Genomic DNA, 12478 nt, shown 5'->3' with positions numbered 1-12478 from the left:
GCTAGCCTCCGAAGAGACTCGCTCGACTTGCATGTATTAGGCACGCCGCCAGCGTTCGTCCTGAGCCAGGATCAAACTCTCCAATAAAGTTTGTTGCTGGTTCAAAGCTGGCAAATCATTTAATGATAGACTCATTAACGCTTTCGCTGTTCAGTTTTCAAGGAGCAATTTCCTGTCCTCAATGTTCATCGTTATTTGTGATGGCGTCTTAAGGACAAGAATTAATCTATCACGTTACCTATCTTTGAGTCAATATGTTTTTTAAAAAAGTTTTTAAGTATAATGCTCCTCTCCGAGTTTTCTGCGTCTGACATACTTGGATAACTCATTGGGAGAGGCGATTCTTGCATACATGCGAAACATAATGGAGTATCTCTCCTCCATAGCCCGCTTCACTAGATGATCAATTCGTTTATCACTAAAATCAAGGAGCATCTCTTCCAGCTCACGTTTTAACAAGTATTCTAGTTCTTGTACTTCTTTCGTATTAAACAAAAACCCTAGCAACGATATCGCCCTCCGCCTTACGAGTCTCTCCTCTATCCTTTCCATCAAAATTCAGCCCTATTCAAAATAAAAAGCCCTCCGTTTAGGAAGGCTTCAATTTGTTCGCAAATCTGAATTATTTCAGTAAGTTCAATTGCTGCAGTTGTTGGCCCACTGTTTCCTTGAGAATAGTTGGCGTAATCGTGCTCTCCACAATGGCAGCGACGAATAACAGAACGATTACAGTAAGAACCGCTATTGGAAATTGCTTGAGCGTATCGTACCAGTCATTTTTCAATCGTGCCAGCTTGTGTGGTTGGATTAGAACTCCCACTGATCGTAAACTCAGCACCCCTAAACGGATACCCACTCCCGCTGCAAACAGGATAGCTGGAAGCTCAAAAATTCCATGTGGCAAAATACCTGCACTAAAAATAAGCCATGGACTTACTCCCGCCGCACTGTATTTGAAAAGGATAAATCCAAGCAGCACTCCATTTGCGAGTAATCCAATTATGGGAAAGAATGCAAACAATATGCCCAGCGCCATCATCATCAATGCACTGAAAACATTATTGGAAAAAATCATCCAGAACACCGCTAAAGGTCCGCCGCCGTTGTCTTTTATCCGTTCAGCAATTTCCTTTAATTGGCCCATCATTTTATCGACCATATCTTCGACAAGCGGTGCTTGAAAATAACCAATCAAGGCACCACCAAAAAATAATAAGCATGCGGCGAAGAAATATTTTCGGTTATCAAGCCATAAATGCCGCAATCGATTGCCCATGCACCACACCCCTTTACTGCCTCTTCATTCACTATATGCATTGTACCTCAACAATAGCCAACAGGCCAAAGAATATCCTTGTCTTACCTGCATAAACTGTTATCGGACAAAGGAGGTGCTTATCCATGAAATTCATTTACGTGATCAGCGCGAAACGATTAAAGCAAATCTTAATTATTGTCGCGGCCATCTTACTCACAGCTGGAATTGGTTATGCGGAACGAGACTCAATTTCTGCCTTTGCTGAAGGTGCCAGCACGCAAGCCCCCCAAGCTATTTATAAGGTAGACACCAAAGAAAAGAAAATCGCCCTTACCTTTGACATTAGCTGGGGAGAGACACGAGCATTACCCATACTGGAGGTGTTAAAAGAAAAAAAGGTAAACAAAGCGACTTTTTTCCTCTCCTCCCCTTGGAGTCAACGACATCCGGACATATTGAAACGCATCAAAGAAGATGGCTTAGAAATTGGTTCGCACGGTCACAAGCACGATAACTACACTAAATACTCCGATGAAGAAATTCGCTCCCAAATGGCCAAAGCCGACTCCATTCTATCCGAAATGACTGGAAAAAAACCTACGCTCATTCGGATGCCAAATGGTGATTTTGACAAACGCGTGCTGGAAATCGCGAATCGCATGGGTTATACCGTCATCCAATGGGATACGGACTCAAAAGATTGGACCAATCCGGGGACTGATGTGATCATCAATAATGTATTATCGAAAGCTCATCCAGGAGACATCATCCTGATGCACGCGAGCGATTCTGCGAAAGATACACATCTTGCCCTCCCTGTGATCATTGATCAACTTCGCAAGGATGGCTATGAATTCGTTACGGTATCTGAACTTATTTCGGGTACAAGTGTAGACAGCAAAGAAATTCACTAAAACAAAAAAGCTGACCTTCATTGGGTCAGCTTTCTCTTTTTACCAGACGATGCAATTGCATGACTTGCCAGACGTTACAAAACAATAGTGGGACGAGCATGGACAGAGTGGCACGCACATTATCTTCCTTCAATGCCGGAATCCATTCCAGTGCCGTAACGACAAACATAAAGAACGTCGTAGGTATCCATGCAGATTTATTGGTCAGACTCACTTTTCCATATGCGGTAACAATAGCGACAATCAATAATAGCGTTGGCTCAATAAAGTACGTACCAAATCCTTTTCCTTCACCGAAGGACGTATAGCGAAGATAAATCATATCGAAAAAGACAAACAAAATAAGAAATACTTGGACACTTTTCCACAGGGAAGCCGTTTTAAATATCGTTTTAGCGAAATAATTAATCGTCATATACGCAAAAAAACCCATCTGAGCCACAATACTAATGGTCATTCCATACAGTAGATACATGAACAAGCCGACAAAAAAGTTTCCGGTGCTTCCTACGAGCAGCTTGTCCAAATCAAAAATAAGGGCAACCAGGATCCCACCTAATCCCCCAAGCAAGAGCGTGGTAATAAAAAGCCAACCATACTTACGCAAACTCACCAAGTATTCCCTCCCATCCACATCGAATATGATTGTACCAATGGATACAAGAAAATACTAGCGTAAGAACAAAACAAAATGCACACGTTACTTGTAGGCAGAGTAAAGAAGGAGGTGTCCACCCCATGAGAAAAAAGACGATGTCTTTTTGGTTAACCGCTCTTGTCTGTCTGGTGCTGACCAGTTGCGGGGGTAGCGGACAAGCGCAAAGTTCGTCTCAGCCTGATTATAAAAACGTCAAAGACATGGTGCTGGACATATTGCAGACGGACGAAGCGAAGCAATCTGTAAGTAAGATGATGAAGGATGAAAAGTTTAAACAAAACCTGGTGCTCGACGAGTCGACAGTGCGGACAACTTTGATTCAAAGCATGACGAATCCCAATAGCACGCACATTAAAGAAGCATTTAAGGACCCTAAGTTTGCAAGCGCCATGGCGAAATCCATGAAAAACGAACAAAAAACGCTAATGAAGGACCTGATGAAGGACCCTGAATACCAAAAAGAGCTTATAAGCGTAATGAAAGACCCTGAGTTTGAGAAAAATTTGATGGACCTGATGAAAAGCTCTGCTTATCGACAACAAACCATGCAAGTGATGAAGGAATCCTTGCAAAGTCCTTTATTCCAGGCTGAACTCATGAAGATCATGACCAAAGTATCCGAGGACATGACCAAACCAAAGGAACTGAAGCCGAAGAAAAAAGGAAAGGGAAAAGAAGGTGGAGGAGGATCCGGCGGCGGTGGTGGCGGCAACCCTTCTTCCTAAAAAGCAAAGGTGAGCTCTATTGCAGAGCCCACCTTTTTCATCTTCTTGGATATTATTGTTTGACAGCTTCCCCGCATTTTTCTATGACGCGTTTGGCCATATCAATGTAAAGCTGACCAATTTCCGTCTTTTCTCCATAGATGGATGGGGAATAATCAGGTTCAGACGGATGATTATCCGGTTGGCCCAGCGGAATTTGAGCGAGCAACTCACATGTCAATGTCTCGGCAAGCTTAGCTCCTCCACCACGCCCGAATACGTACTCTTTCGAACCATCCTTTGCTTCGTACCACGCCATGTTTTCCACAATACCGAGGATTTCATGACCGGTTCGCTTTGCCATTGCGCCTGCGCGAGCTGCTACAAACGCTGCAGTAGCATGCGGAGTCGTTACCACAATCTCCATGCTTTGCGGAATCATGGTGTGCACGTCGAGGGCCATATCTCCCGTTCCTGGAGGCAAGTCCAGCAAGAGGTAGTCCAATTCTTCGCCCCAGTGTACTTCCGTGAAAAAGTTACGAAGCATTTTACCCAACATAGGGCCACGCCAAATGATCGGAGAGTTGTCCTCCACAAAAAAGCCCATGGACATAACCTTTACGTTTTGCTTTTCAACAGGCAGAATGGTTTCACCAATCACGGTTGGACGTTGTTCAATATTCATCATATCGGGCACACTAAAGCCATAAATGTCTGCGTCGATAATGCCCACTTTTTTTCCTAAACGCGCGAGCGCAACGGCCAGGTTCACTGTCACCGTCGATTTTCCAACGCCACCTTTTCCGGAAGTGACCGCGATAAAGGTCGTATTCGAATCCTTCGCCAAGATCGGGTTCAAGAGGGGAGCCTGTCCCGGTGTCATGTTATGTGTTTGTCCACCTTGGCTCTTGCGAAGCTGGGCAGACAGAGCCGCACGTTCCTCGTCTGTCATCGAACCGAATTGCAGGCGTACTTCTTCGGCTCCTAGCGCTTTCACGGCTGCGATAACATCGTCCTCGATCTTGGCTTTGAGTGGACAGCCCGAAATCGTCAGAACGACCGTAAGGCTTACTGTCTTGCCTTCAATATGGATATCCCGAATCATGTTGAGCTCGACCAAGCTACGATTAATTTCAGGGTCTTTTACATCGCGTAGTGCTTCGAGAACCTGTTCTCTGGTCAACATTCTGGTTCACCTCATCTATGATCTTTTCAAACATTTTCATGCTGGTATAACGACAGCGTATGCGCGTTCATTATAGCATATTCGGGCAGTTGGGACACGACCACCGCCCTCTTAAGGTGTAATTGGCGCTTTTTCTCCCGAGTACTGACGCAAGATCCCCTGATAAATGGCATTCGCCATAGCCTTTTGGTATTCAACGCTCTGAAGTCGCTTTGCCTCCTCCGTATTGCTGACAAAGCCTACTTCTACCAAAACGGCCGGGCAGTTAACCTCCCGAATCAGGAACACATTGTTCGTCTTACTCGGTACCCGCTCTGTATGACCGATCACCCGTTTGATCTCATCTTGTATCAAATAAGAAACTTCTGCGCTCTTTTTGAAGCTAGGAGAATAAAAAGTCTGTGCTCCCGACCATTTCGGAGAAGGGATGGAATTGACGTGTATGCTGACCAAAAAATCCGGTGTACTATCATTGACCAGCCTTACTCGGTTTCGAATATCCTCAGATTTTCGTTTGCGTGCCTGCGCCGCATCTGGACTCGCCAAATCCTTGTCTTCCTCCCTCGTCATAACTACAAATGCTCCTGACTGCTGAAGGAAATCCCGCAAGTACATGCTAATGGCCAAAGTCACTTCTTTCTCAACCACATCCCCGGCTTTGGAAACGGCACCGCCGTCTATTCCCCCATGCCCAGGGTCAATGGCTATGACCGTTCCCGTCAATGGCAGCGACCATGCCTGCCAGGAAGAGCGATCAGGCGTTTCGTAGGTGAACAACAGCATAAGTACCGCAAAAGCCAATATCCAGCCTACTCCTTTTCGTGTCACAGTGTATCGTCCCCTTTGTCCCATTCTCGTTCCATCATATGGACAAACATGGACAAATATACCCGTTTATGAAAAGGAAAAACCCCCTGCCTGCGAACAGACAAGGGGTTGTATCGAACAGCAATTAGCGCTTGGAGAACTGAGGTGCGCGACGAGCTGCTTTCAAGCCGTATTTCTTACGCTCTTTCATACGAGGGTCGCGAGTCAGGAAGCCAGCGCGTTTCAGAGCGCCGCGCAGTTCCGGATCTGCTTTCAGCAGAGCGCGAGCAACGCCGTGACGGATTGCACCAGCTTGACCAGTGGTTCCGCCGCCGTTTACGTTAACCAATACATCGTAACGACCAAGAGTTTCAGTCAAAACGAGTGGTTGTTTTACGATCAATTTCAGTGTTTCCAAACCAAAGTAAGTATCCATTTCACGCTTGTTGATCACGATGCGACCTTCACCTGGAACCAGGCGAACGCGTGCTACGGAGTGCTTACGACGACCTGTACCGTAGTATTGTACTTGTGCCACGTATATTTCCTCCCTTTACCTTAACCGCGAATTTGCCAAACTTCTGGTTTTTGTGCTGCGTGTGGATGCTCAGTTCCAGCGTATACTTTCAGCTTGGTGAACATTTGACGTCCCAGGCTGTTTTTAGGCAGCATGCCTTTTACCGCCAGTTCGAACATACGATCTGGTCTCTTGTTCAGCATTGCGCCTGCAGTGGTCTTTTTCAAACCACCTGGATACAGGGAGTGAGTGTAGTAAATTTTGTCATTCAGTTTGTTACCAGTCAATTTCACTTTGTCAGCGTTGATTACGATTACGAAATCGCCAGCGTCAACGTGAGGAGTGAATTCTGGTTTCAATTTTCCGCGCAGGATAGAAGCTACTTCGCTCGCCAGACGACCCAGCGTTTGGCCTTCAGCGTCAACGATGTACCATTTGCGCTCAACTTCGAGCGGTTTCGCCATATATGTGGTACGCATTTTTGTCCCTCCTAAATATCTTACCTAACACACTTATAACCAAAACAACCGAAACTTGCAATGGAAGATAATTGCTGTTACGGGTGAGCAACTCTTCCAGGTGTTCCATGTAATCACGATCTTGTCTTTCAATCCCGGGGCTAGAGTGGGGCTAGGCGGGGTTAAAATACCAAGGAATATCGTACTACATAGAAGCCCTATAGTCAAGTGCTGCTCGTTCGTCTAATAGTTGGAAATCAGAGAACTAGTAGACAACTTCCCACATGGTCAGACCCTTGGCTGGTGCTGTCTTACCTGCCTTTTCCCGATCGCATGCGGCGAGGATTTCCCTCAGTTCAGCAGGGTTTCTTTTTCCTTGCCCTACTTCAACCAAAGTCCCCACAATAATTCGAACCATGTTGTACAAAAAACCGTTGCCTTGGCATGTCACCCATACCTCGTCTCCGATTTTTTCCACGGTGAGCCCGTACACAGTCCGAACCTTGTCCTCGACGAATGTCTTTGCCGAGCAAAAGGAAGTAAAATCATGTTCACCCACCAAATAATGAGCAGCCTGCTGCATCGCGTCCACATCTAACGGAAACCGGATATGGTCGGCGTAACGATGTCGAAATACATCTGCCACCGGATTATTGTCGATGCAATATCGATATTCTTTTACTTGCACGTCAAAACGCGCATGAAAAGAGGCATCGACCTCTTCGACTGTCCGAATGACAATAGAATCAGGCAACTGATTGTTCAACACAAACCGCCATTTATCCATCGGAATGTTACTCGACGTGTCAAAGTGAATCACTTGACCGCGCGCATGAACACCCGCATCTGTCCGGCCTGAACCGAAGACTTGGATATCCTCTCCGGTAACCCGATTCAAAGCGGCTTCAATTTCACCCTGGACCGTTACTTGATCTGGCTGTACCTGAAAACCGCTGAAGTCAGTCCCGTCATATGCTAATACACATCGCAGTCGCTTCATGTACGCCACCATCCAATCACAATTACCAAGATCACACTCACAACAGCTACGATTCCATCACGCCAAGTGAACGTCAGCTTATTCAGCCGCGTTCTACCCACTCCCCCGCGATAGCCACGCGCTTCCATCGCCAAAGCCAGCTCTTCAGCACGCCGAAACGCACTAACGAACAATGGAATAGCGATCGGAATCAGGTTCTTGGCTCTGCGTACGAGACTTCCACTGGTGAAATTGGCTCCTCTGGCGGTCTGCGCCTTGATGATCTTATCCGTTTCTTCCATCAGGGTCGGAATGAACCGGAGTGCAATTGACATCATCAGGGCTATATCATGAACCGGTATGCCGATCTTCCCTAGTGGTCCTAGTAAACGCTCCAAACCTTCCGTCAAATCGATTGGAGAGGTGGTCAGTGTTAGCAAGGAACTAATGAGAATCAAAAGTCCCAAGCGTAAAGAAATGAAGATCGCCTGGCGAACTCCTTGTTCTTCTACTGTAAACCATCCCCACTGAAAGTAGACCGTTCCGCCTTTCGTGATAAAAATATGCAAGACGACGGTAAACAAAATCAGGATCCAGACTGGCTTTAAGCTGTTTAATATATAGGACAATGAAAGCCTAGAATGAAGTGCAGCATACAAGGTAAAACCAATGAGTATGGCGTACGTTATCGTATTGTTAGCCAAAAAAATCAAGGTAGCAAAAAGGATAATGAAGAGAAGCTTGCTTCGCGGATCTGCACGATGTAAAAAAGATTGCCCTGGTACGTATTGACCAATTGCGATATTCTGCAGCATGCCTAGCCCTCCTTTGGTACGGACAGTCGTTCCAGCAGATGGGCAATCAGCTCTTCCTCCCGATAAAGGGAGCTCGGCAGACTAGCCTTGTCCGGCAGCATTTGATTCATTTGCGATACGAGAGCCACCGTTTCCGGTACATCCAAAGACAGCTCTCGGAGACGATCCACTTGCATGAATACTTCCTCCGGCTTCCCCTGCAAAGCTACTTGTCCTTGTGCCATCACAAGCAAATAGTCTGCGTAGCGGGCTGCCTCTTCCATGCTGTGCGTTACCAATAGTGTCGTGAGGTTTTGTTCCCGATGAATCCGGTAGATCCCTTCCAGAATCGTTACTCGTCCCGCAGGATCAAGACCCGCAGTTGGTTCATCCAATACCAAAACCTTGGGCTGCATGGCAAGAACACCAGCCAAAGCAACACGTCGCATTTGACCGCCACTCAAATGAAACGGCGAACGATCCTTGATCGTGGCATAATCCAAGCCGACAATTTCAAGGGACTCCTTTACGCGCGCTTCCACCATTTCCGTTGGCAAGTCAAAATTGAGCGGTCCAAAAGCAACATCCTTCGCAACCGTTTCTTCAAACAACTGATGTTCAGGATATTGAAAGACGAGCCCAATATCGCGCCTTTGAGCATGAGATAATCGCCGCTTTGGAGTAATGACCGCATCACCCAGGGTAATCTGCCCTGTACTAGGCATCAGCAACCCGTTCAAGTGCTGAATCAGCGTTGACTTACCCGAGCCCGTGTGGCCAATAATTCCGACAAACGAACCGGATGGAATCGTCAGCGAAATATTGTGTAAGGCAACTCGTTCGAACGGTGTTCCCTTTGCGTAGATATGGCTTACTTGGTCAAAAGTAATTTGCATACGTGCTCCACCAGCTCCTCTTGATGCAGGACAAACGGTAAATCAATCCCGTTGGAATGAAGTGCGTGTCGCAGTCGAACGGCAAATGGCACATCCAGCCCCACCTGTTTCAATCGATCTACCTCATTAAACACTTCACTCGGCTTACCTTCCATCAGGACTTCACCGGCATTCATGACAATGACCTTATCCGAATAGATGGCTTCTTCCGGAAAATGGGTAATGTTAATGATCGTGAGTCCCTCGTCACGGTTCAGTTGACGAGCCAGATTCAGCACTTCCATTCTCCCTTGTGGATCAAGCATCGCTGTCGCTTCATCCAAGATGATGACAGAAGGACGCATCGCCATAATCCCTGCGATCGCCACTCGTTGCTTTTGACCTCCAGACAGACGATGTGGTTGTGCCTGTAAATAAGACTCCATCCCTACAGAAACGAGCGCCTCATCAATACGATTTCGCATCTCTTTGGGGTCCACACCCATGTTTTCTAGGCCAAAGGCGACATCATCTTCCACGGTAGCCCCAACAATCTGATTGTCCGGGTTCTGGAAGACCATGCCCACATGTCGTCGAATTTCCCAAAGCTGCTCCCCATCTTTCGTATCCATTCCACCGATAAGTACTGTGCCGCCTTCTGGAAGCAACAGGGCATTCATCAGCTTTGCCATCGTTGATTTGCCGGAACCGTTGTGACCCAGTACGGATACAAAGGAACCTTTTTGAATGGTAAGGTCAACACCTTGTAATACCGGAACCCGTTGGCCATCCTCACCATCGTAGATATAAGAAACATCTCGCAATGCCAGCAGGTTATCTTCATTCATGAGGCATTCACAACCTCCCCAGCCTTCACAGGGAACTGACTAGCAGGATTTCGATGAGAAAGGAAAAAAGGGTTGAATCAGAGTCCAGCCTATGACCAGATCTGCCCCCACCCTTTTCGCGGTAATCTACCAGGCTTAAAACCTGAGTAAACGACCAGCTTACATGTATTAAACGAATTCGATGTACGCCATTGGAGCAGCGTCGCCACGGCGAGGGCCGGTTTTCAGGATACGAGTGTATCCACCGTTGCGCTCTTTGAAGCGAGGTGCGATTTCATCGAACAGTTTTTGAACAGCATCGCGGCCTTCAGTATTCGCAACTTCTTTACGAACGAAAGCAGCAACTTGACGGCGAGCATGCAGATCGCCACGTTTCGCGAGCGTGATCATTTTTTCAGCGATTGGGCGCAGTTCTTTCGCCTTCATCTCTGTAGTTTCGATGCGCTCGTTGATGATCAGGTCTGTTACCAAGTCGCGGAACAGCGCTTTACGAGCTGAGCTACGACGACCCAATTTACGTTGTGCCATGTGGTTTACCTCCCTCTTAATCGAGAGAACAAAAGTTTGCTTCTTGGTTTGCGATTCTAGTCGTCGCTGCGCAGGGACAGGCCCAGCTCAGCTAACTTTTCTTGAACTTCTTCAAGAGATTTGCGCCCCAGATTGCGTACTTTCATCATGTCCTCTTCGGTCTTCTGCGTCAGCTCTTGCACGGTATTAATACCGGCACGCTTCAAGCAGTTGTAGGAACGAACAGAAAGGTCAAGCTCTTCGATAGTCATCTCCAAGACTTTCTCTTTCTTGTCCTCTTCCTTCTCTACCATGATTTCTGCATCCTTCGCCTCGTCAGTCAAACCGACAAACAGGTTCAGGTGCTCCGTCATGATTTTAGCGCCGAGACTTACGGCTTCTTCCGGACTGATGCTACCGTTAGTCCAAACCTCAAGTGTCAACTTATCATAGTTGGTCATTTGCCCTACACGGGTATTTTCCACTTGATAGTTAACGCGCTTGATCGGCGTGTAGATCGAATCAATCGGAATCACACCAATAGGCAGATCCTCAGATTTGTTTCCATCAGATTGAACATAACCACGACCACGTCCAGCTGTCATGCGGATATGCAGACGACCGCCATTGGCCAACGTTGCAATATGAAGATCAGGGTTTAAGACCTCCACATCACTGTCAGCACGGATATCTCCCGCTTTGACAACGCCTTCGCCTTCTGCATCGATCTCGATTACTTTTTCTTCATCGGAATGGATCTTCAGCGCCAAGCCTTTGATGTTCAGGATGATCTCGGTTACATCTTCAACGACGCCTTCAATCGTGGAGAATTCGTGAAGAACCCCATCGATTTGAACAGTACGAACTGCCGCGCCTGGCAAGGACGAAAGAAGAATTCGTCTCAGCGAGTTGCCAAGGGTAGTTCCGTATCCGCGCTCTAGAGGTTCTACAACAAACTTTCCATACGAGTTGTCGTCGCTAACTTCCACAACCTCGATTTTTGGTTTTTCTATTTCTATCATTAAACAAACCCTCCTTCAAAACGTCGAAATCCTTGGGTGGGCCGCATACGTGCCCACTCAGGAATTTCCCCGGCGGTTTACCGTTTGCGTGCATGACAAGCTATAAATCAGAATTTACCATTCTAGTATGGACATGTTCTGAACGATATAAACCAGTTACACGCGGCGACGTTTTGGTGGACGGCAACCGTTGTGCGGAATTGGCGTCACGTCTTTAATCATGTTCACTTCAAGACCAGTTGCTTGCAGGGAACGGATCGCAGCTTCACGACCAGCACCTGGGCCTTTTACTGATACTTCAAGGGAACGCATACCGTGTTCCATAGCAACGCGTGCAGCCGCTTCAGCAGCCATTTGCGCAGCAAATGGCGTGCTTTTACGGGAGCCTTTGAAGCCGAGGGAACCAGCACTGGACCAAGAGATCGCGTTACCGTGTGGATCCGTGATAGTGACGATCGTATTGTTGAAAGTTGAGCGGATGTGTGCTACGCCGACTTCAACATTCTTACGGTCACGACGACGGGTACGAGTTGCTGTAGCTTGTTTTCTTTTCGCCATGTCAGATTACCCTCCTTTACTTCTTCTTGTTTGCTACTGTACGGCGTGGACCTTTACGCGTACGAGCATTTGTTTTAGAACGTTGACCGCGAACTGGAAGTCCACGACGATGACGGATGCCACGGAAGCAACCGATTTCCATCAGACGCTTGATGTTGAGGGAGATCTCACGACGGAGGTCACCTTCCACCTTCACAGTTTTGTCGATGTACTCACGAAGTTTGTTTACTTCGTCTTCTGTCAGATCGCGAACACGAGTGTTAGCGTCTACGCCAGTGGCGGACAGAACTTTTTGAGACGTGGGGCGGCCAATACCAAAAATGTAGGTAAGAGCAACTTCAACGCGTTTTTCGCGCGGCAAGTCTACGCCTGCAATACGTGCCATGTGTCAAA

At 47.1% G+C, this 12478-nt stretch carries 17 protein-coding genes and 1 rRNA gene; 2 read left to right on the top strand and 16 right to left on the bottom strand.

Annotation, left to right across the window (positions count from 1 at the left end; translation table 11 throughout):
- From ACFVS2_RS32715 to ACFVS2_RS32705, 3 genes are all read right to left on the bottom strand, one after another.
- Positions 1-87 (bottom strand): 16S ribosomal RNA (locus ACFVS2_RS32715); the annotation flags it as partial.
- A 186-nt stretch (positions 88-273) separates the two neighbouring features.
- Positions 274-507 carry a hypothetical protein gene (locus ACFVS2_RS32710; protein WP_012684012.1) on the bottom strand — a complete coding sequence of 78 codons (234 nt, stop codon included), beginning with the start codon at positions 505-507 and terminating at the stop codon, positions 274-276.
- Between the two features lie 115 nt (positions 508-622).
- Positions 623-1276: a stage II sporulation protein M gene (locus ACFVS2_RS32705; RefSeq protein ID WP_039960001.1), complete on the bottom strand. Its 654-nt coding sequence runs from the start codon at positions 1274-1276 to the stop codon at positions 623-625.
- A 125-nt stretch (positions 1277-1401) separates the two neighbouring features.
- On the opposite strand from ACFVS2_RS32705, the gene pdaB reads away from it, so the two are divergent.
- On the top strand, positions 1402-2172 hold the full coding sequence (gene pdaB / locus ACFVS2_RS32700) for a polysaccharide deacetylase family sporulation protein PdaB (protein ID WP_390240660.1): 771 nt from the start codon (positions 1402-1404) through the stop codon (positions 2170-2172).
- Between the two features lie 25 nt (positions 2173-2197).
- On the opposite strand, the gene ACFVS2_RS32695 is transcribed toward pdaB, so the two are convergent.
- A complete protein-coding gene (locus ACFVS2_RS32695; RefSeq protein ID WP_390240658.1) occupies positions 2198-2785 on the bottom strand; it encodes a KinB-signaling pathway activation protein in 588 nt (195 codons plus the stop codon).
- A 125-nt stretch (positions 2786-2910) separates the two neighbouring features.
- Between ACFVS2_RS32695 and gerD the strand changes: the two genes are divergently transcribed.
- Positions 2911-3555, top strand: a complete 645-nt coding sequence (gene gerD, locus ACFVS2_RS32690; protein ID WP_390240656.1) for a spore germination lipoprotein GerD — start codon at positions 2911-2913, stop codon at positions 3553-3555.
- Between the two features lie 52 nt (positions 3556-3607).
- Here gerD and ACFVS2_RS32685 read toward each other — a convergent pair whose 3' ends face one another.
- The 12 genes from ACFVS2_RS32685 to rpsM form a co-directional block, all read right to left on the bottom strand.
- Complete coding sequence (locus ACFVS2_RS32685) at positions 3608-4720, bottom strand: P-loop NTPase (RefSeq protein WP_173621081.1); 1113 nt, start codon at positions 4718-4720, stop codon at positions 3608-3610.
- A 111-nt stretch (positions 4721-4831) separates the two neighbouring features.
- Positions 4832-5548 carry an N-acetylmuramoyl-L-alanine amidase CwlD gene (gene cwlD, locus ACFVS2_RS32680; protein WP_390240654.1) on the bottom strand — a complete coding sequence of 239 codons (717 nt, stop codon included), beginning with the start codon at positions 5546-5548 and terminating at the stop codon, positions 4832-4834.
- Between the two features lie 124 nt (positions 5549-5672).
- On the bottom strand, positions 5673-6065 hold the full coding sequence (rpsI, locus tag ACFVS2_RS32675; RefSeq protein ID WP_005828788.1) for a 30S ribosomal protein S9: 393 nt from the start codon (positions 6063-6065) through the stop codon (positions 5673-5675).
- Between the two features lie 20 nt (positions 6066-6085).
- Entirely contained in the window at positions 6086-6523 is a 438-nt protein-coding gene (rplM, locus tag ACFVS2_RS32670) for a 50S ribosomal protein L13 (protein ID WP_012684005.1), read from the bottom strand.
- 244 nt (positions 6524-6767) lie between these two features.
- Positions 6768-7502 (bottom strand): tRNA pseudouridine(38-40) synthase TruA, encoded by a 735-nt coding sequence (gene truA, locus ACFVS2_RS32665; protein ID WP_390240652.1) that lies wholly within the window; start codon positions 7500-7502, stop codon positions 6768-6770.
- Positions 7499-8296, bottom strand: coding sequence for an energy-coupling factor transporter transmembrane component T family protein (locus tag ACFVS2_RS32660; protein ID WP_390240650.1), 798 nt, complete (start codon positions 8294-8296; stop codon positions 7499-7501). Before ACFVS2_RS32660 ends, truA begins: the two co-directional genes overlap by 4 nt.
- 2 nt (positions 8297-8298) lie before the next feature.
- The gene (locus ACFVS2_RS32655; protein WP_173621077.1) at positions 8299-9171 is read right to left on the bottom strand and encodes an energy-coupling factor transporter ATPase; all 873 of its coding nucleotides are present in this window, start codon (positions 9169-9171) and stop codon (positions 8299-8301) included.
- A complete protein-coding gene (locus ACFVS2_RS32650) occupies positions 9147-9998 on the bottom strand; it encodes an energy-coupling factor transporter ATPase (RefSeq protein WP_390240648.1) in 852 nt (283 codons plus the stop codon). The genes ACFVS2_RS32655 and ACFVS2_RS32650 overlap by 25 nt, the downstream gene beginning before the upstream one ends.
- Positions 9999-10166: 168 nt before the next feature.
- A complete protein-coding gene (gene rplQ / locus ACFVS2_RS32645) occupies positions 10167-10526 on the bottom strand; it encodes a 50S ribosomal protein L17 (RefSeq protein WP_007716290.1) in 360 nt (119 codons plus the stop codon).
- Between the two features lie 56 nt (positions 10527-10582).
- Complete coding sequence (locus ACFVS2_RS32640) at positions 10583-11527, bottom strand: DNA-directed RNA polymerase subunit alpha (protein ID WP_017247057.1); 945 nt, start codon at positions 11525-11527, stop codon at positions 10583-10585.
- 156 nt (positions 11528-11683) lie between these two features.
- On the bottom strand, positions 11684-12085 hold the full coding sequence (rpsK, locus tag ACFVS2_RS32635; RefSeq protein ID WP_005828803.1) for a 30S ribosomal protein S11: 402 nt from the start codon (positions 12083-12085) through the stop codon (positions 11684-11686).
- Positions 12086-12101: 16 nt separating this feature from the next.
- Positions 12102-12470, bottom strand: a complete 369-nt coding sequence (gene rpsM / locus ACFVS2_RS32630) for a 30S ribosomal protein S13 (protein WP_007716287.1) — start codon at positions 12468-12470, stop codon at positions 12102-12104.
- Positions 12471-12478: the final 8 nt, after the last annotated feature.

Source organism: Brevibacillus sp. NPDC058079 (assembly GCF_042885155.1).
In the GTDB taxonomy this organism is placed as follows: Bacteria; Bacillota; Bacilli; order Brevibacillales; family Brevibacillaceae; genus Brevibacillus.
Note: the sequence above shows the minus strand (reverse complement) of the source record. Positions and strands in the feature narration are given on the sequence as shown.